This window comes from Citrobacter sp. Marseille-Q3906, assembly GCF_916618775.1.
In the GTDB taxonomy this organism is placed as follows: Bacteria; Pseudomonadota; Gammaproteobacteria; order Enterobacterales; family Enterobacteriaceae; genus Citrobacter; species Citrobacter murliniae.
Window position 1 is genome coordinate 1,009,703 of the sequence record NZ_CAKAKA010000002.1, and the last position, 17,218, is coordinate 1,026,920.

General features: G+C 50.6%; 16 protein-coding genes. 6 read left to right on the forward strand and 10 right to left on the reverse strand.

Going from position 1 to position 17,218, the window contains the following annotated elements; translation table 11 throughout:
- Positions 1-51: 51 nt before the first annotated feature.
- Positions 52-1,116 carry an acyltransferase family protein gene (locus tag LG384_RS08985; protein ID WP_225760771.1) on the reverse strand — a complete coding sequence of 355 codons (1,065 nt, stop codon included), beginning with the start codon at positions 1,114-1,116 and terminating at the stop codon, positions 52-54.
- 260 nt (positions 1,117-1,376) lie between these two features.
- Here LG384_RS08985 and lolC point away from each other — a divergent pair, with 260 nt between their 5' ends.
- From lolC to cobB, 5 genes are read left to right on the forward strand one after another with little or no spacing between them, the layout of a single operon-like run.
- The gene (gene lolC, locus LG384_RS08990) at positions 1,377-2,576 is read left to right on the forward strand and encodes a lipoprotein-releasing ABC transporter permease subunit LolC (protein ID WP_200042088.1); all 1,200 of its coding nucleotides are present in this window, start codon (positions 1,377-1,379) and stop codon (positions 2,574-2,576) included.
- Positions 2,569-3,270, forward strand: coding sequence for a lipoprotein-releasing ABC transporter ATP-binding protein LolD (gene lolD / locus LG384_RS08995; RefSeq protein WP_045441805.1), 702 nt, complete (start codon positions 2,569-2,571; stop codon positions 3,268-3,270). Before lolC ends, lolD begins: the two co-directional genes overlap by 8 nt.
- On the forward strand, positions 3,270-4,514 hold the full coding sequence (gene lolE, locus LG384_RS09000) for a lipoprotein-releasing ABC transporter permease subunit LolE (RefSeq protein ID WP_048221640.1): 1,245 nt from the start codon (positions 3,270-3,272) through the stop codon (positions 4,512-4,514). The genes lolD and lolE overlap by 1 nt, the downstream gene beginning before the upstream one ends.
- An 18-nt stretch (positions 4,515-4,532) precedes the next feature.
- On the forward strand, positions 4,533-5,444 hold the full coding sequence (gene nagK / locus LG384_RS09005; RefSeq protein ID WP_045441811.1) for an N-acetylglucosamine kinase: 912 nt from the start codon (positions 4,533-4,535) through the stop codon (positions 5,442-5,444).
- A 15-nt stretch (positions 5,445-5,459) separates the two neighbouring features.
- Positions 5,460-6,281 carry a Sir2 family NAD+-dependent deacetylase gene (gene cobB / locus LG384_RS09010; protein ID WP_045441822.1) on the forward strand — a complete coding sequence of 274 codons (822 nt, stop codon included), beginning with the start codon at positions 5,460-5,462 and terminating at the stop codon, positions 6,279-6,281.
- Positions 6,282-6,318: 37 nt separating this feature from the next.
- On the opposite strand, the gene LG384_RS09015 is transcribed toward cobB, so the two are convergent.
- The 5 genes from LG384_RS09015 to potA all read right to left on the reverse strand — a co-directional run bounded on the left by LG384_RS09015 (position 6,319) and on the right by potA (position 10,788).
- The gene (locus tag LG384_RS09015) at positions 6,319-6,825 is read right to left on the reverse strand and encodes a methyltransferase (protein WP_045441825.1); all 507 of its coding nucleotides are present in this window, start codon (positions 6,823-6,825) and stop codon (positions 6,319-6,321) included.
- Positions 6,826-6,964: 139 nt separating this feature from the next.
- Complete coding sequence (gene potD, locus LG384_RS09020; RefSeq protein ID WP_045441827.1) at positions 6,965-8,011, reverse strand: spermidine/putrescine ABC transporter substrate-binding protein PotD; 1,047 nt, start codon at positions 8,009-8,011, stop codon at positions 6,965-6,967.
- Positions 8,012-8,034: 23 nt separating this feature from the next.
- Positions 8,035-8,814 (reverse strand): spermidine/putrescine ABC transporter permease PotC, encoded by a 780-nt coding sequence (gene potC / locus LG384_RS09025; protein ID WP_003030794.1) that lies wholly within the window; start codon positions 8,812-8,814, stop codon positions 8,035-8,037.
- On the reverse strand, positions 8,811-9,668 hold the full coding sequence (potB, locus tag LG384_RS09030) for a spermidine/putrescine ABC transporter permease PotB (protein WP_045441829.1): 858 nt from the start codon (positions 9,666-9,668) through the stop codon (positions 8,811-8,813). Before potB ends, potC begins: the two co-directional genes overlap by 4 nt.
- A complete protein-coding gene (potA, locus tag LG384_RS09035; RefSeq protein WP_045441837.1) occupies positions 9,652-10,788 on the reverse strand; it encodes a spermidine/putrescine ABC transporter ATP-binding protein PotA in 1,137 nt (378 codons plus the stop codon). The genes potB and potA overlap by 17 nt, the downstream gene beginning before the upstream one ends.
- 249 nt (positions 10,789-11,037) lie before the next feature.
- Here potA and pepT point away from each other — a divergent pair, with 249 nt between their 5' ends.
- Positions 11,038-12,264, forward strand: a complete 1,227-nt coding sequence (pepT, locus tag LG384_RS09040) for a peptidase T (RefSeq protein WP_225760772.1) — start codon at positions 11,038-11,040, stop codon at positions 12,262-12,264.
- 56 nt (positions 12,265-12,320) lie between these two features.
- Here the strand turns inward: pepT and roxA are convergent, their stop codons facing one another.
- The 4 genes from roxA to purB form a co-directional block, all read right to left on the reverse strand.
- Positions 12,321-13,442 (reverse strand): cupin domain-containing protein, encoded by a 1,122-nt coding sequence (roxA, locus tag LG384_RS09045; RefSeq protein ID WP_225760773.1) that lies wholly within the window; start codon positions 13,440-13,442, stop codon positions 12,321-12,323.
- Positions 13,443-13,530: 88 nt separating this feature from the next.
- Positions 13,531-14,994: a two-component system sensor histidine kinase PhoQ gene (phoQ, locus tag LG384_RS09050; protein ID WP_045441845.1), complete on the reverse strand. Its 1,464-nt coding sequence runs from the start codon at positions 14,992-14,994 to the stop codon at positions 13,531-13,533.
- A complete protein-coding gene (phoP, locus tag LG384_RS09055; protein WP_045449570.1) occupies positions 14,994-15,665 on the reverse strand; it encodes a two-component system response regulator PhoP in 672 nt (223 codons plus the stop codon). The genes phoQ and phoP overlap by 1 nt, the downstream gene beginning before the upstream one ends.
- A 181-nt stretch (positions 15,666-15,846) precedes the next feature.
- A complete protein-coding gene (gene purB / locus LG384_RS09060; RefSeq protein WP_045441847.1) occupies positions 15,847-17,217 on the reverse strand; it encodes an adenylosuccinate lyase in 1,371 nt (456 codons plus the stop codon).
- Between the last annotated feature and the right edge of the window lies 1 nt (position 17,218).

Sequence of the window (17,218 nt, forward strand, 5' to 3'; positions counted from 1 at the left end):
TTCTCATAAGCAAATTGAATCGCCCCCAAATGGGGGCAAAAAACGGTGAGGTTAGCGGGTGACGTTCGCCAAAGTCGGCGGGGAAAAAAGCAGATCGGCCACGGCTTTCTGCGAAAATTTTCGCACTATAAGTCCGGCGAGGGTGCACAATAATAAACTGGCAAACGGATAAATGAGTAACACAGCCAGTTCCACTTTTGCAGGCCATGCGGCGTGATTCAGTTTGGGGATTAGCGTTAAGCTGAACGCCTCGACCAGGATACGGTGCGTGGTGTAGATAGCGATGGTGTTCGCGCCAATCACACTTAATAGACTGTTGGCCCGCATGCCAAAGCGCTGCTCGAACTGATAAAACATTTTCATAATAAGCACAATGGAGAGCAGTGACAGTAGCAGCGAAACATTTGCCAGCCAGGCCATGACGGACAGTAAGGCGGTAAATGTAAATATCAGAGCGTGGCGGCCCAGGGGAACTTCTTTAATCCACGCCATCAGCGTTGCGCCAGACCAGGCACCGAGGCTGTAATACGGCAGATTACGTAATACGCTGTTCATTCCCCACCACGGCGTTGGGAAGAAGTTTATCGCTATACTGAGCAACATCAACAGCGGCAGCAGCGGAAATGCCCAGCGGTTGAAAGTTTTACACAGGATAAAGTAGACCACCAGTGCGTACAGATACCACAGGCTGGTGCTGGCAGTAAGCATGCCACGCGTAAAGTCACGCGCGGAATCGGCATAAGCGGCATTGGCAGCATGGGCCAGGTCGCGTTCCGGGGCCAGCCAGCCATTGAGCGTCGTTAATGCCAGCCATTGCACTATTCCCCACAGTACCAGTACCCAGACAATATTCCAGATCCGCTTATCCACACAGGAGGTCCAGGAGACGCTGTCGATATAACGACGAATGAGATAACCCGAAATAAAGAAAAATACTGGCATCCGAAACGGTGCCAGATACAGGTTGAGGTAAATCCAGCTTTTGGCCAGCATTTCTGCAAGAGGATGCTGAAAAGTGGTGAGATGAGGGTAAAAGGTAATAACTGAGTGGTAAATAACCACCAGACATATACATAACCCTTTGATTTGATTAATCCATAATTCTTTTTGGTTCATTGCGACGGCGTATCCATATTGAGTGAGATAGTCTGTCATCCTGCGGATACAGGGGAACGCTGTAATGCGTAACCGTCTGCTTTTTATTTTTTTCAGATTAAGATCAGGGACAAAGAACGATGCGAGGAGAGATAACTATAGTGAATTGATTTGTTTATGCTTTTCAGATTAAAGCTGACGAACACTTACGGTTCAGTCATTTACCCATTCCGCTTTCGCTTATATACTCGTGGCTTTGCTACAGCAACCAGACGGATTTCATGTATCAACCTGTCGCTCTATTCATCGGCCTGCGTTATATGCGTGGGCGTGCAGCTGATCGCTTCGGTCGCTTCGTTTCCTGGCTCTCAACCATAGGCATTACTCTCGGGGTAATGGCACTGGTCACGGTATTGTCGGTAATGAACGGTTTCGAGCGCGAGCTGCAAAATAACATTCTTGGTCTGATGCCTCAGGCCATTCTCTCTTCTGAACAGGGCTCCGTTAACCCGCAACAGCTGCCTGAAAAAGCCGTGGTATTGAATGGCGTCAATCGTGTTGCACCGCTGACGACGGGAGATGTCGTCCTGCAAAGTGCGCGCAGCGTTGCTGTTGGCGTTATGCTGGGCATCGACCCGGCGCAAAAAGATCCGCTGACGCCGTATCTGGTCAATGTGAAGCAAACAGATCTCGCACCGGGAAAGTATAATGTCATCCTCGGTGAACAGCTTGCCGGGCAGTTGGGCGTGAACCGGGGTGATCAAATCCGCGTTATGGTGCCGTCAGCCAGCCAGTTCACGCCAATGGGACGTCTGCCAAGTCAGCGTTTGTTCAATGTGATTGGCACTTTTGCCGCCAACAGCGAAGTCGATGGCTACCAGATGCTGACCAATATCCAGGACGCATCACGTCTGATGCGCTATCCAGCGGGCAATATCACAGGCTGGCGTCTGTGGCTGAACGAACCATTGAAGGTCGATACACTGAGTCAGCAAACGCTGCCGCAGGGGACTAAGTGGCAGGACTGGCGTGAGCGCAAAGGCGAGCTGTTCCAGGCTGTGCGGATGGAAAAAAACATGATGGGACTGCTGTTGAGCCTGATCGTGGCTGTCGCGGCGTTCAATATTATTACTTCGCTGGGCCTGATGGTGATGGAGAAGCAAGGGGAAGTGGCAATTTTACAAACCCAGGGGCTAACGCCGCGACAAATAATGATGGTGTTTATGGTTCAGGGGGCCAGCGCAGGTATTATTGGCGCGCTGCTGGGCGCTGTGCTGGGAGCGTTGCTTGCCAGCCAGTTGAATAACCTGATGCCAATTATCGGGACGCTCCTGGATGGCGCAGCGTTGCCGGTCGCTATTGAACCACTACAGGTTATCGTCATTGCGCTGGTGGCAATGGCCATCGCGCTGCTGTCTACGCTTTATCCTTCCTGGCGCGCTGCCGCCACTCAACCCGCTGAGGCTTTACGTTATGAATAAGATCCTGTTGCAATGCGACAACCTGTGCAAACGCTATCAGGAAGGCTCCGTACAAACTGATGTGTTGCACGATGTCAGTTTTTGCGTCGGCGAGGGTGAAATGATGGCGATTGTCGGCAGCTCAGGCTCCGGCAAAAGTACCTTGCTGCATCTGCTGGGTGGCTTGGATACGCCGACGTCAGGCGATGTGATTTTTAGCGGCCAGCCAATGAGCAAACTTTCGTCTGCGGCAAAAGCGGAGTTACGTAATCAGAAGCTCGGTTTTATTTACCAGTTCCACCATCTGTTACCGGATTTTACCGCGCTGGAAAACGTGGCGATGCCTTTGTTAATCGGTAAGAAAAAACCGGCTGAAATTACCGAGCGTGCGCGCGATATGCTGAAAGCGGTTGGGCTGGATCACCGTGCCAGCCACCGTCCTTCTGAACTTTCGGGCGGCGAGCGCCAGCGTGTGGCTATTGCTCGCGCATTGGTGAATAACCCGCGTCTGGTCCTCGCGGATGAGCCGACGGGTAACCTTGATGCGCGCAACGCGGACAGTATTTTCGAGCTTCTGGGAGAACTGAATCGTTCTCAGGGCACGGCATTTCTGGTGGTGACGCACGATCTGCAACTGGCGAAGCGAATGAGTCGTCAGCTTGAAATGCGCGATGGTCGTCTGACGGCTGAACTGAGCCTGATGGGAGCAGAGTAATGGCTTCGCCTTTATCGTTATTGATTGGGCTGCGCTTTAGCCGTGGTCGGCGGCGCGGTGGCATGGTCTCGCTGATTTCCGTTATTTCTACCATTGGTATCGCATTAGGTGTAGCGGTATTGATCGTTGGTTTGAGCGCCATGAACGGCTTTGAGCGCGAGCTGAATAACCGCATTCTGGCGGTTGTTCCGCACGGTGAGATTGAAGCGGTTAATCAGCCATGGAACAACTGGCGGGAAGCACTGGACAACGTGCAGAAAGTGCCGGGTATTGCGGCAGCAGCACCCTACATCAACTTTACCGGACTGGTGGAGAGTGGGGCGAATTTACGCGCCGTACAAGTGAAAGGTGTTGACCCCAAACAGGAACAGCGTCTGAGTGCGCTGCCTTCGTTTGTGCAAAACCACGCCTGGGACAATTTCAAAGCCGGTGAGCAACAGGTCATTATTGGCAAAGGTATTGCCGATGCGTTGAAGGTGAAACAGGGTGACTGGGTGTCGATTATGATCCCTAACGCTAGTGCCGATCACAAGTTACAGCAACCTAAGCGCGTGCGATTACATGTCACAGGCATTCTGCAACTGAGTGGTCAGCTCGATCACAGCTTCGCTATGATCCCAATGGAAGATGCGCAGCAGTATCTGGATATGGGATCCAGCGTTTCCGGGATCGCCCTCAAGGTTAACGATGTCTTTAATGCCAATAAACTGGTCAGAGATGCCGGTGAAGTAACCAATAACTATGTCTACATTAAGAGTTGGATTGGCACCTACGGCTATATGTATCGCGACATACAGATGATCCGCGCCATTATGTATCTGGCAATGGTCCTGGTGATAGGCGTCGCCTGTTTTAATATCGTTTCGACGTTAGTGATGGCGGTAAAAGACAAGAGTGGCGATATTGCGGTATTAAGAACGCTGGGCGCTAAAGATGGATTGATTCGCGCCATTTTTGTCTGGTATGGATTGCTGGCGGGTCTGTTTGGTAGCCTGACAGGCGTCGTTATCGGGGTTGTTGTCTCGCTGCAGCTGACGCCGATTATTAACGGGATTGAAGCAATTATCGGTCATCAGTTCCTCTCTGGTGATATCTATTTTATTGACTTCCTGCCATCCGAATTACACTGGCTGGATGTTATTTACGTGCTGGTTACAGCATTATTGCTGAGTCTTTTAGCGAGTTGGTATCCGGCGCGGCGCGCCAGTAATATTGATCCTGCGAGAGTACTTAGCGGCCAGTAAAAATAATAAGGAGCGGTGATGTATTACGGATTTGACATCGGCGGGACTAAAATTGCGCTAGGCGTGTTTGATAACCAACGTCGTTTGCAGTGGGAAATTCGTGTCCCTACGCCACGCGACAGCTATGAGGCTTTCCTGGATGCAGTTTGTAATCTGGTGACGGAAGCCGATCAGCGATTTGGTGTCAAAGGTTCGGTGGGTATTGGTATCCCCGGTATGCCGGAAACTGAAGATGGTACGCTGTACGCGGCTAACGTTCCTGCCGCCAGCGGCAAACCGCTCCGCGCCGACCTCAGTGCTCGGCTGGATCGTGATGTTCGCCTGGATAATGATGCCAACTGTTTTGCACTCTCCGAAGCCTGGGACGATGAGTTCACCCAGTATCCCTTAGTGATGGGATTAATCCTCGGCACGGGCGTTGGTGGAGGCCTGATCCTTAATGGGAAATCCATCACCGGACGCAGTTATATCACCGGTGAGTTCGGTCATATCCGTTTACCAGTAGATGCGCTGACGCTGATGGGGTTTGACTTCCCGTTGCGTCGCTGTGGTTGTGGTCAACTGGGATGTATCGAGAGCTATCTATCCGGTGGCGGATTTGCGTGGCTGTATCAGCATTACTACCATCAATCGCTGGATGCCCGCGAAATTATCTCGCTCTGGGAGCAGGGTGATGAGCATGCGCGCGCGCACGTCGAACGCTATCTGGATTTGCTGGCGGTTTGCCTGGGGAATATCCTGACTATCGTCGATCCTGATTTAGTGGTGATTGGTGGTGGTTTGTCGAATTTTACCGCGATAACAACGCAACTGGCAGACCGACTGCCACGCCATCTGCTGCCGGTTGCCCGTGTGCCACGTATTGAACGGGCACGACACGGTGATGCGGGTGGGATGCGCGGGGCCGCTTTCCTACATCTTACCGATTAATACAAAGAGGTTGTTATGCTGTCGCGTCGGGGTCATCGGTTAAGCCGTTTTCGTAAAAATAAACGCCATATGCGCGATCGCCTGCGTCAACGGATCTTTTTCAGAGACGGAGTGGTGCCTGAATTGATGGAAAAACCAAGAGTATTAGTCCTGACGGGAGCGGGGATTTCTGCCGAGTCAGGTATTCGTACCTTCCGCGCTGCGGATGGCCTTTGGGAAGAACATCGGGTTGAGGATGTTGCGACCCCGGAAGGATTTAGTCGTAATCCAGGGCTTGTTCAGTCGTTTTATAACGCTCGCCGCCAACAACTTCAGCAGCCCGAGATCCAACCAAACGCTGCGCATATCGCGCTGGCGAAACTCGAAGAAGAGCTTGGCGACCGTTTTTTGCTGGTGACGCAGAACATCGATAATCTGCATGAACGTGCGGGTAGCCGGAATGTTATCCATATGCATGGCGAGCTGCTCAAGGTACGCTGTTCGCAAAGCGGGCAGATTTTAGACTGGACGGAGGATGTCACTCCGGAAGATAAATGTCATTGCTGCCAGTTTCCGGCACAGCTTCGCCCGCATGTCGTGTGGTTTGGTGAAATGCCTCTGGGTATGGATGAAATCTATATGGCGCTGGCAATGGCGGATGTTTTCATTGCCATTGGCACATCGGGCCATGTCTATCCGGCTGCGGGTTTTGTGCACGAAGCCCGACTGCATGGGGCTCATACGGTGGAGTTAAATCTTGAACCGAGCCAGGTGGGAAGCGAGTTTGAAGAGAAGTATTACGGTCCGGCAAGTCAGGTAGTACCTGAGTTTGTTGAGAAGTTACTGAAAGGACTGTAAGCGTCTTTTGTGCCAAAGCCCTTACCGGCAACGTTCTTTAAGCCTGTACAAGCTGGCGACTCTCGCGCAGGGCCGCCAGAATCAAAAATCCTGTAATGTAAAAACAACAGATCAGTGCCAACACGCTCAGCCATATGGGCAGCCGGGTAATATAAACCAGGCTGCACGAGATAATCACTAAAATAATCCCGGTGTACATAGGGTGCGCAATCCAGGCAAAAATGCCGCGAGTAACTCGTTTAGCGTTGGGTAAATAATATCCTGTCCAGGTGTGGCTGCCGCCAAGATCCCATTTCCCCTTGATAACCAGCGCGTTACCGATGATCGCTATCGCCAGGTACCCCCAGTCCGCTGGATTAATCTGATGATCAAAAAACAGACTGTAGCCAAAAGCCAGAATCGGCAGTAAGAAGGTCAGGCGCAATAGTCGGGTTGCTGCTATCGGCAGCAAAGGACGAGCGCCTACCGGTTGAGGGCGAGGGAGAATAAAAAGAGTGAAAACAATGAGGTTAACCAGCTCAAGTAGCATCCATAGCGTTGCCATTGGGAGCCTCACAGCAGAGTCGGAATAGAGTAAGCGTAGCTGGTGGCGGGGGTAAATAAATCAGTCGAAAGACGTAATCAACTTCGGGGATTGCAGCTAGCAACCCGGCGTTGCCATGTTTCGCCGGGTTGCAAGAGTATTAGCGTCCTGCTTTCAGCTTCTGATAATACTCTTCATAAATAGCGCTGGCTGAACCGACATCGTTTTGCCATTCGCCTTTGCTGATAGTTTCCGCGTCAGGGTAGAGCGTTTTATCATTCGCCACGGCCGGGCTTAGCAGCTTACGCGCCGCCAGGTTAGGTGTCGGATAACCAATGGTTTCTGCTACTTCTTTCGCCACGTCCGGGCGAAGCAGGAAATTAATCAGTTTCAGCGCACCTTCTTTATTTTTGGCGTTCGCCGGAATAGACAAGCTGTCCATCCAGAAAATACCTCCTTCTTTCGGCCACACGACTTCCAGTGGTGTGCCAGCCTGACGCGCGACAAATGCGGATCCGTTCCACACCATGCCCAGGTTCACTTCACCTTCCATATAGGGGTTCGCCGGGTTATCGGAGTTAAATGCGGCTACGTTGGGCATTAGCTTTTTCAACTCGTTATAGGCGGCTTCAATCTCTTTCGGATCGGTGGTATTGCCGGAATAGCCCAGTTTACGCAGTGCCATCTGGAATACTTCACGGGCATCATCAGTTAACAGCAGACTGCCTTTGTATTCAGGTTTCCACAGGTCTGCCCAGCTGGTTACGGTTTTCGGATCAATGGCATCACTATTGACGCCAATCGCCGTTGCCCCCCAGATGTACGGAATTGAGAAGTCATTGTTCGGGTCAAACGGCTTGTTGAGCATTTCCGGATCGAGGTTGTTGAAGTTGGTTAACTTCGACTTGTCAATTTTCTGGATCATGCCCTCTTTGCGCATCTTATCCACGTAATAGGTGGAAGGTACCACCAGGTCGTAGGCGCCTTCTTTATAGGTTTTGAGCTTGGCATACATGGTTTCATTCGACTCGTAGGTTGAATAAATAACCTTAATACCAGTCTCTTTTGTAAACTGTTCCAGCAGTCCTGGTGGAACGTACTCGGTCCAGTTATAGAAATAGAGTGTATTGCTATCGGAAGCTGTGGCAGTGTTCATGCCCAGTGCCAGAGCACCCGCCGCGAGCAGGTGGCGTGACCATTTTTTCATTTAACGTCCCCTGAGTATCGGCCTTAGCGGCCCTTGGTTTTATCACGTGCAATAAGCTGGCTGGCGATAACCATAACCAGCGACAGAACCAACAAAATGGTAGCCAGCGCGTTAACTTCCGGTGAAACGCCTACTTTAACCATTGAGTAGATTTTTAGTGGCAGAATTTCATAGCCAGGTCCGGTAACGAATGATGAGACAACGACATCATCCATCGACAGGGTAAAGCTCAGTAACCAGCCTGCAGCTACCGCAGGCATGGCCAGTGGTAGAATAATTTTGCGCAAAATAGTCACTTCACTGGCCCCCAGATCCTTCGCTGCCTCAAGCATACGCACGTCAAATCCTTTCAGGCGCGAGTAAACTGTCACTACCACAAAAGGCAGGCAGAAGGTGATATGCGAGAACAGCAGTGACCAGAAGCCGAGTTGGATCCCGATCAGCATAAACAGCACCAGCAGCGAAATCGCCATTACGATATCTGGTGACATCATCACCACAAACAGCATGCCGCTGACAAACGGTTTGCCGCGAAAACGATAGCGATAAAGTGCAACTGCCGTCAGTGAACCAATCAGGGTCGCAAATGTTGCAGATAACACGGCCATGGTCAGTGAATGCTGCGCTGCCTGCAACAGGCTGTCATTATTCATCAACAGGCCATACCATTTGGTGGTAAAACCTTGCCAGTTGATGCCAAAGCGCGAGCTGTTGAAAGAGTTCACAATCAAAATAATGATTGGAATGTACAGATACGCGTAGATTGCGGTCATAAAACCGCCGCGAAGCAGTCGACCGATCATTCGAGTTCCACCTTCTTGTTCAGTAGGCGGGAAGCACGCCAGTATATCAATAGCATCAGCCCCATCACGATGGTCAGAGTAATGCTGGTAGCTGCACCAAATGGCCAGTCGCGGATATTCAGGAACTGAACTTTAATCACGTTACCAATTAACAGGTTTTTCGCACCGCCCATCAGATCGGAAACGTAAAACAGTCCCATCGCGGGCAGCATAACCAGCAGACAACCAGCGATAATCCCCGGCATGGTCAGCGGAATAATGATGCGGGTAAAGGTCTGAAATTTGCTTGCTCCCAGATCGCGTGCCGCTTCCAGTAGTGGCTTGTCCAGCTTCTCAATGCTGGAGTAGAGCGGCATCACCATAAACGGCAGCAGGATGTAAACCAGACCGATAATTACTGCACTGGGGGTAAACATGATGCGAATTGGCGTGTCAATCACACCGAGCCATAGAAGAAACTCGTTGAGATAGCCTTTGGTGCTGAGAAAAATTTTGAGTCCATAGATGCGAATTAACGAGTTGGTCCAGAATGGAACAATCAGCAGGAACAGTAGCAGTGGCCGAACTTTTTCTGGCAGCTTTACTAAAAACCAGGCGAAAGGATAGCCGAGCACAAGACAAGCAAGTGTGGCAATTAGCGCCATATTGAGGGAGTGAACCAGTACCTCAAAATAGAGCGGATCGAGTAGACGAGCGTAGTTTTCCAGCGTAAAGACCATTTTGACGAAATTTGCATCGTCGCGGGTCAAAAAGCTGGTGCCAATGATCATCAGGTTGGGCAGAAAGACAAATAACACAAGCCAACCGACAATGGTGACGATCACCACACTCTGGAATTTACTTGTGTTCTTCATCAGCCAGTACGACCTCCCAGCTTTCTACCCAGTTAATGGCCATTTTCTGGTCGAGAGAGTGATCGAAGTCAGGGTCGTCTTCGTTGAAGAATTCACTGACCATCACCATCTTGCCATTTTCCAGTTCGACAACTGACTCCAGCGTCATGCCTTTGTAGTTGCGCTCGCGCACGTAGCCGATAAGTCCTTCAATATGATTATCATCATTGATCTCATCAACGCGCAAATCTTCCGGGCGCAGCAGGACGTTTAATTTCTGTCCTGGAACAACCGCGAAATTCACATAAATGTTGCACTCGCGACCCTCAACGTTAGCGCGAACGCGCTGTTCGTCCAGACGTTCAATAACGGTCGCATTAAACATATTGATCTCACCGATGAATCCGGCAACGAACAGATTTTTTGGCTCTTCGTAGATTTCACGCGGCGTACCGTCCTGTTCTATACGGCCATCACGCATCACTACGATGCGGTCTGACATCGTCAGAGCCTCTTCCTGATCGTGAGTGACAAAAACAAAAGTAATGCCGAGCTTACGTTGCAGTGCTTTCAGTTCGTTCTGCATCTGCTTGCGCAGTTTGTAGTCCAGCGCAGAGAGTGATTCATCCAACAACAGCAAACGAGGTTTGTTGACTACCGCACGGGCAATCGCCACACGCTGTTGCTGCCCACCGGAGAGTTGATGTGGTTTGCGCTGGGCAAACTCTTCCAGTTGCACCATACGTAAGGCTTCGGTGACGCGAGGAGGAATGTCAGCTGCGGGGGTCTTCTGCATACGTAAACCGAAAGCCACATTTTCGAAAACGGTCATGTGGGGGAATAACGCATAGCTTTGGAATACGGTGTTCACGTAGCGGTTTTCCGCAGGAACGTGAGTGATGTCCTGGTTGTCTAGCATGATATGACCGGAATCAACCGTTTCCAGACCCGCAATCAGGCGAAGAACGGTCGTTTTACCGCAGCCAGAGGGGCCAAGCAGCGTGAGGAATTCGCCATTGTTGATGGTCAAATCCAGGTTAGAAATCACCTCTTTACCATCGAAACTTTTGCGAATTCCCGCTAATTGCACCAGTGGAGAAAGCGAACGCGGTTGTTTATTCAATTTTTTACTCTGTCCCATGTAAACGCAACGGATTTCTGACCATTGCGGGGTTTGTGGTTGACCACCTTGATGTCTCTTAATGAGGGCCGTTATTCTACGGCAAACCATTGTAATCGCCAATCCTTGTTGCGAATTACTGACTTAGCTTTATATTCAGAAGGATGTCATGGCGAAATATTCTCATTTGCGGGGATAAAAGTGACCTGACGCAATATTTGTCTTTTGTTGCTTATTGATAATGTTGTCACAAAAAGTGAGGGTGACTGCATGGATAAACTACTTGAGCGTTTTTTACACTACGTGTCGCTGGACACCCAATCAAAATCGGGCGTGCGGCAGGTTCCCAGCACCGAAGGACAGTGGAAGTTATTGCAGTTGCTTAAGCAGCAACTTGAAGAGATGGGGCTGATTGACGTTGCATTGAGCGACAAGGGAACGTTGATGGCAACGTTGCCCGCTAACGTGGCAGGTAATATTCCCGCTATCGGTTTCATTTCCCATGTGGATACCTCACCGGATTTCAGTGGCAAAAACGTCAATCCGCAAATCGTTGAAAACTACCGTGGCGGCGATATTGCGCTAGGTATTGGTGATGAGGTTCTGTCGCCGGTGATGTTCCCGGTGCTGCATCAACTTCTGGGGCAGACGTTGATTACCACAGACGGCAAAACGTTACTGGGAGCTGATGACAAAGCGGGCGTGGCAGAAATCATGACCGCGCTGGCCGTACTGATACAGAAAAACATTCCGCATGGTGATATTCGCGTGGCCTTTACGCCTGACGAAGAGGTTGGCAAAGGGGCAAAGCATTTTGATGTTGCAGCCTTTGATGCGAAATGGGCTTATACCGTTGACGGTGGTGGCGTGGGTGAGCTGGAGTTTGAAAACTTCAATGCGGCATCGGTCAATATCAAGATCGTCGGCAATAATGTGCATCCTGGCACGGCAAAAGGGGTAATGGTGAATGCGCTGTCGCTGGCAGCCCGCATTCATGCTGAAGTTCCAGCCGATGAAAGCCCGGAAACCACTGAGGGTTATGAAGGTTTTTATCACCTGGCAAGCATGAAAGGTACGGTTGATCGGGCGGATATGCACTACATCATCCGTGATTTCGACCGCAAACAGTTTGAAGCACGTAAACGTAAAATTATGGATATCGCCAAAAAAGTCGGCAAGGGGTTACACCCGGATTGCTATATTGAACTGGTGATAGAAGACAGTTACTACAATATGCGCGAAAAAGTCGTTGAACATCCACATGTTCTGGATATTGCACAGCAGGCGATGCGTGATTGTGATATTCAGCCGGTGTTGAAACCCATTCGTGGCGGCACCGACGGCGCGCAGCTGTCGTTTATGGGATTACCATGTCCGAATCTGTTTACTGGCGGCTACAACTATCATGGTAAACATGAGTTTGTGACGCTGGAGGGAATGGAAAAAGCAGTGCAGGTGATCGTGCGTATTGCGGAATTGACCGCAAAACAGAAGTAAGTTTATCTGTAGATGCCGGATGACGGCTGACGCCTCATCCGGCATAACGACAACAATTATCCTTCGAAGAACCAGTACCCGCTGTTTACCAGTGCGGCAAGCATTGCAAGGAAAGAGGGATCTTCCAGCGCATCATCGAAGTTTTCGGCTGTCAGCACAATATGGTTGGCCAGCGCCTCAAGGGCAGGTCGATGCGGAGAGTCAATTTTTTCACCGTTAGCGTAGACATCATCACCTACACGTAATACGCGCAATCCACCGAGACGCACCAGCACATCACCCTGTTTCAGGGCATCATAGATTTCGTCTGGCTGATAAGGCGGCTCTGGTGGGGCGATATCCAGCTCGTGACGAGACTGGGAAATAAACTCGCCAAACCACTGTTTAAAATGTTCAGGCTGGTTAATCAGCCCAAGCATCATTTCGCGCAGTTTGTCCATTTCCTGCGGCAGAACATCCGCCGGATGATCACGGGCTGGCAGATCCGGGTCGCTGTAGTAAGAGCTACCCAGCTCGCGTTGCAGAACGTAATCAGCAAATCCGCTGATAAGCTCCCGGGTATTGGGCGCGCGAAAACCTACCGAATAATTCATCGCGTTTTCCAGCGCATAACCTTCGTGCGGGAATCCTGGTGGAATATACAGAATATCGCCAGGCTCCAGCTCTTCATCAATAATGGCTTCAAACGGGTCGACCTGTAGCAGGTCCGGGTGCGGACAATGTTGCTTGAGCTGGAGTTTTTCACCCACACGCCAGCGACGGCGACCGGTACCCTGAATAATAAATACATCATACTGATCCAGGTGCGGGCCCACGCCGCCACCAGGTACCGAAAAGGAGATCATCAGATCGTCGATACGCCAGTCCGGTAACTCCCGGAAAGGGCGCATTAGCGCAGCGGTGGGTTCGTGCCAGTGATTGACAGCCTGCACCAGTAGCGACCAGTTGTTTTCGCCAAGGTGGTCATAGCTCTCAAAAGGACCGTGGCTAACCTGCCATTTACCGTCCTGATGGCTGACAAGTCGACTGTCTACTTCGCTTTCCATTGCCAGGCCAGCCAGTTCGTCAGGGGAGAGCGGATCAATAAAATTGTTAAAACCACGCTTTAAGACCACAGGGCGCTTTTGCCAGTGGCGTTCAAGAAAATCGGGCCAGTTGAGGTTTAATTGGTATTCCATAATGAGCATCCGCAGGCTGTTAGTTGCTCCGATTATAACGGATGCTTAACCAGATAAGTGATGTCTGCACATAAATATTACAAACAGCTTACTCGTCGTTTTGCCCCGGATGCTGACGGCCAAAAATAACTTCCATTCGTGCACCGCCTAACAGGCTGTCACCGGCGATAATTTGTCCGTCATATTGTTCGGTAATTTCACGGGCTACCGCCAGCCCCACGCCCTGACCTGGTCGTAACGTATCAACACGCTGACCACGATCAAATACGATTTCACGCTTGCTTTGTGGTATTCCTGGACCGTCGTCTTCAACCAGAATATGCAGGCGGTCTTCCGACAGTTGCGCTGAAATTTCGACGAACTCCAGGCAGTATTTACAGGCGTTATCCAGGACGTTACCCATCACTTCGACAAAATCATTCTGCTCGCCAACAAAGCTGATTTCGGGTGAGATATCGAGACTGATATTGACGCCTTTGCGCTGATACACCTTATTGAGGGCGGATGTCAGTTTATCCAGTAAAGGGGCAACAGGGTGCAGTTCGCGGCTGAGGAGAGCGCTACTGCCTCGCATACTGGCGCGATGCAGGTAATAGCCAATTTGCTGAGAAATACGGCTGATCTGTTCCAGCATAAGGGGTTCCGCATCACTCATGCTCATCTTTTCACTACGCATAGAGCGCAATGTACTTTGCAATACGGCCAGCGGTGTTTTCAGACTATGCGTGAGGTCGGTTAAGGTAGTGCGGTACTTATCGTAACGTTCACGTTCGCTTTTCAGCAACCGATTGAGGTTGCGTACCAGACTGGTAAGCTCGCGCGTGGTTGCGGGGTTAAGCATCTCACGATGGTGCTCTTCGAGTTCACGGACCTCGCGCGCCAGTGATTCAATGGGACGTAAGCTCCACCAGGCGGCGACCCATAATAGCGGTATGACTAATAACAGGTTGGCTACCAGTACGTAGATAAACCAACTCCAGACCATATACGAGCGCTTCAGCTCAATAGGGATGGTATCGACAACGACAATAGTAAGCTGGGGCATTCTGGCCGTGGCAGGATAAACGTTTACTGCGACGGAGTGGGTCATTTCGGCGTCGTCGTCATCTTCCCGGACTTCTTTAAGCTGCTGCTGTGCTGAATGATCCTCGCTGAGTAACGTGCTGGTCGCATTGACGTTGGCTTCAATCTCATGGAAGCCATTGGTTTTTAACCAGTCAGGACGAATGCTTTGTATCAGCCAGGGGACATCGCGTTGCGCCCATAGCAACTTGCCATTTTCATTATAAATCAGCGACATTGTTGGGCTTTGCATATCGAGATTTTCAGGCAGTTCGACGTTTATCTTACCGTTTTCCCATTTCGCAAGGGTGTAGAACAGATTACTTTCACCGCGCAACAGGCGGAAGGTTGTCTTATCAAAGCTCAGGCTGTAACCAACTAAAGCGACCATGCCATAGGCCAGAGAGAGCACCAGTACCACGCCTGCAGTAGCCAGCAAAAAGCGTACACGCAGCGATAGCGGGAAAAAATGTCGCAAGAATTTATTCATTAGCGCAGTTCGAAAAGGTATCCCTGACCACGTACGGTGGTGATCACTTCATTCGGATATTGAGCCTGAATTTTTTTGCGCAGACGTCCCATCAAAACATCGATGGTGTGGCTCTCGCGCAGCTCGGCATCCGGATAAAGCTGCAACATCAGCGAATCTTTACTGACCACTTTGCCGTTATTACGGATCAGCGTTTCCATAATGGTGTATTCGAAAGCCGTGAGCTTAATGACTTCGTCATTGACAGACAATTCACGACGTGAGAGATCAACCTGAAAAGGCGGAAGGGAGATAATTTGTGACGCCAGACCGCTGTTGCGGCGCATCAACGCCTGCATTCGCGCCATTACCTCTTCAATGTGAAATGGCTTGGTCACATAGTCGTCAGCGCCTGCGCTGAGCACTTCCACTTTGTCCTGCCAGCCTTCCCGGGCGGTTAATACAAGAATGGGAAGGGAGACTTCACTGCTGCGCCAGCGGCGGATCAGCGACAAGCCATCTTCATCAGGAAGTCCTAAATCGACGATCGCAATATCTGGCAGGTGTTCGTTAAGATAATAGTCTGCTTCCTTTGCATCCTCTGCGTCATCAACCTGGTGGCCTAAATCCTGTAACTGAACTTTCAGGTGGTGACGTAATAATGCATTATCCTCAACAACCAGTACGCGCATCATCGCTGCTCCATTAATTAACGGTATGAATAGTTTAACGCTGATTATGGTGCTGTGGGGATAAACATTTAATAAACCAGAAGGGATGTGAAGCGCCGGATGGCGGCAGGGAAAGCTTATCCGGCATCCGGGGGAGGCAGACAGGCCGGATAAACATAAGCGTCATCCGGCGCAGGAGAGATTATTTCAGCTCATCAACCATGGTGATAGCGCGACCAATATAGTTGGCAGGCGTCATCGCTTTCAGACGAGTTTTCTCTTCTTCTGGCAGTGCCAGACCATCAATAAACTGTTTCATGCCTTCGGCGTCAACACGCTTGCCTCGGGTCAATTCTTTCAGTTTTTCGTATGGTTTTTCAATACCGTAGCGGCGCATTACGGTCTGAATTGGCTCTGCCAGTACTTCCCAGTTATGATCCAGTTCGTCCAGCAGATGGTCACGGTTCACTTCGAGTTTACTCACACCCTTCAGCGTGGACTGATAAGCGATGAGCGCATAGCCAATACCCACACCCAGATTACGCAGGACGGTTGAGTCCGTCAGGTCACGCTGCCAGCGGGAAACCGGCAGTTTGCTGGCCAGATGCTGTAGCACCGCATTAGACAGGCCCAGATTTCCTTCGGAGTTTTCGAAGTCGATTGGGTTAACCTTGTGTGGCATGGTGGATGAACCAATTTCGCCAGCGATGGTTTTCTGTTTGAAGTGGTTCAGCGCGACATAGCCCCAGACGTCACGATCAAAATCGATCAGGATGGTGTTAAAACGCGCCACGCAATCGAACAGTTCGGCAATGTAGTCGTGCGGTTCAATCTGTGTGGTATACGGGTTCCACTGAATGCCCAGAGAGGTGACAAATTCTTCACTGAACTGATGCCAGTCAACTTCCGGGTAGGCGGCGATGTGGGCGTTATAGTTGCCGACTGCACCGTTGATTTTACCGAGAATTTCCACCTGATTTAACTGGCGATACTGGCGTTCCATACGGTAGGCCACGTTAGCCATTTCTTTGCCCAGCGTAGATGGTGTGGCGGGCTGACCGTGGGTACGGGAGAGCAGGGGAATGTCGCGATACTGCACTGCGAGATCTTTCACTGCGTCGATAAGTTTGCGCCAGTAAGGCAGGATCACTTCGTCGCGAGCGGTTTTTAGCATCAGCGCATGAGACAGGTTATTGATGTCTTCAGAAGTACAGGCGAAGTGGATAAATTCGGCAACTGCGTGCAGTTCCGGGATATCAGCCACTTTTTCTTTCAGGAAATACTCAACTGCCTTCACATCGTGGTTGGTCGTACGCTCAATGGTTTTGATACGCGCGGCATCTTCTTCATTGAAGTTAGCGACGATCGTATCAAGGAAACCGATTGCGTCGGCAGCAAAAGCAGGAACTTCCTTGATCGCTGCGTGCGCGGCCAGTTTTTGCAGCCAGCGTACTTCAACTTGTACACGGAATTTCAGCAAACCGTATTCGCTGAAAATCCCGCGCAGCGCGCTGACTTTATCGCCGTAGCGTCCATCGACAGGGGAAACGGCGGTCAGTGAGGATAATTCCATA

Excerpts from the sequence above, each read along its gene's own strand:
- potD (WP_045441827.1), bottom strand. The coding sequence starts at position 8,011 with ATGAAAAAATGGTCACGCCACCTGCTCGCGGCGGGTGCTCTGGCACTG.
- potA (WP_045441837.1), bottom strand. The coding sequence starts at position 10,788 with ATGGGACAGAGTAAAAAATTGAATAAACAACCGCGTTCGCTTTCTCCA.
- purB (WP_045441847.1), bottom strand. The coding sequence starts at position 17,217 with ATGGAATTATCCTCACTGACCGCCGTTTCCCCTGTCGATGGACGCTAC.
- cobB (WP_045441822.1), top strand. The coding sequence starts at position 5,460 with ATGCTGTCGCGTCGGGGTCATCGGTTAAGCCGTTTTCGTAAAAATAAA.
- phoQ (WP_045441845.1), bottom strand. The coding sequence starts at position 14,994 with ATGAATAAATTCTTGCGACATTTTTTCCCGCTATCGCTGCGTGTACGC.
- LG384_RS09015 (WP_045441825.1), bottom strand. The coding sequence starts at position 6,825 with ATGGCAACGCTATGGATGCTACTTGAGCTGGTTAACCTCATTGTTTTC.
- nagK (WP_045441811.1), top strand. The coding sequence starts at position 4,533 with ATGTATTACGGATTTGACATCGGCGGGACTAAAATTGCGCTAGGCGTG.
- lolD (WP_045441805.1), top strand. The coding sequence starts at position 2,569 with ATGAATAAGATCCTGTTGCAATGCGACAACCTGTGCAAACGCTATCAG.
- phoP (WP_045449570.1), bottom strand. The coding sequence starts at position 15,665 with ATGCGCGTACTGGTTGTTGAGGATAATGCATTATTACGTCACCACCTG.
- pepT (WP_225760772.1), top strand. The coding sequence starts at position 11,038 with ATGGATAAACTACTTGAGCGTTTTTTACACTACGTGTCGCTGGACACC.
- lolE (WP_048221640.1), top strand. The coding sequence starts at position 3,270 with ATGGCTTCGCCTTTATCGTTATTGATTGGGCTGCGCTTTAGCCGTGGT.
- potC (WP_003030794.1), bottom strand. The coding sequence starts at position 8,814 with ATGATCGGTCGACTGCTTCGCGGCGGTTTTATGACCGCAATCTACGCG.
- potB (WP_045441829.1), bottom strand. The coding sequence starts at position 9,668 with ATGAAGAACACAAGTAAATTCCAGAGTGTGGTGATCGTCACCATTGTC.
- lolC (WP_200042088.1), top strand. The coding sequence starts at position 1,377 with ATGTATCAACCTGTCGCTCTATTCATCGGCCTGCGTTATATGCGTGGG.
- roxA (WP_225760773.1), bottom strand. The coding sequence starts at position 13,442 with ATGGAATACCAATTAAACCTCAACTGGCCCGATTTTCTTGAACGCCAC.
- LG384_RS08985 (WP_225760771.1), bottom strand. The coding sequence starts at position 1,116 with ATGAACCAAAAAGAATTATGGATTAATCAAATCAAAGGGTTATGTATA.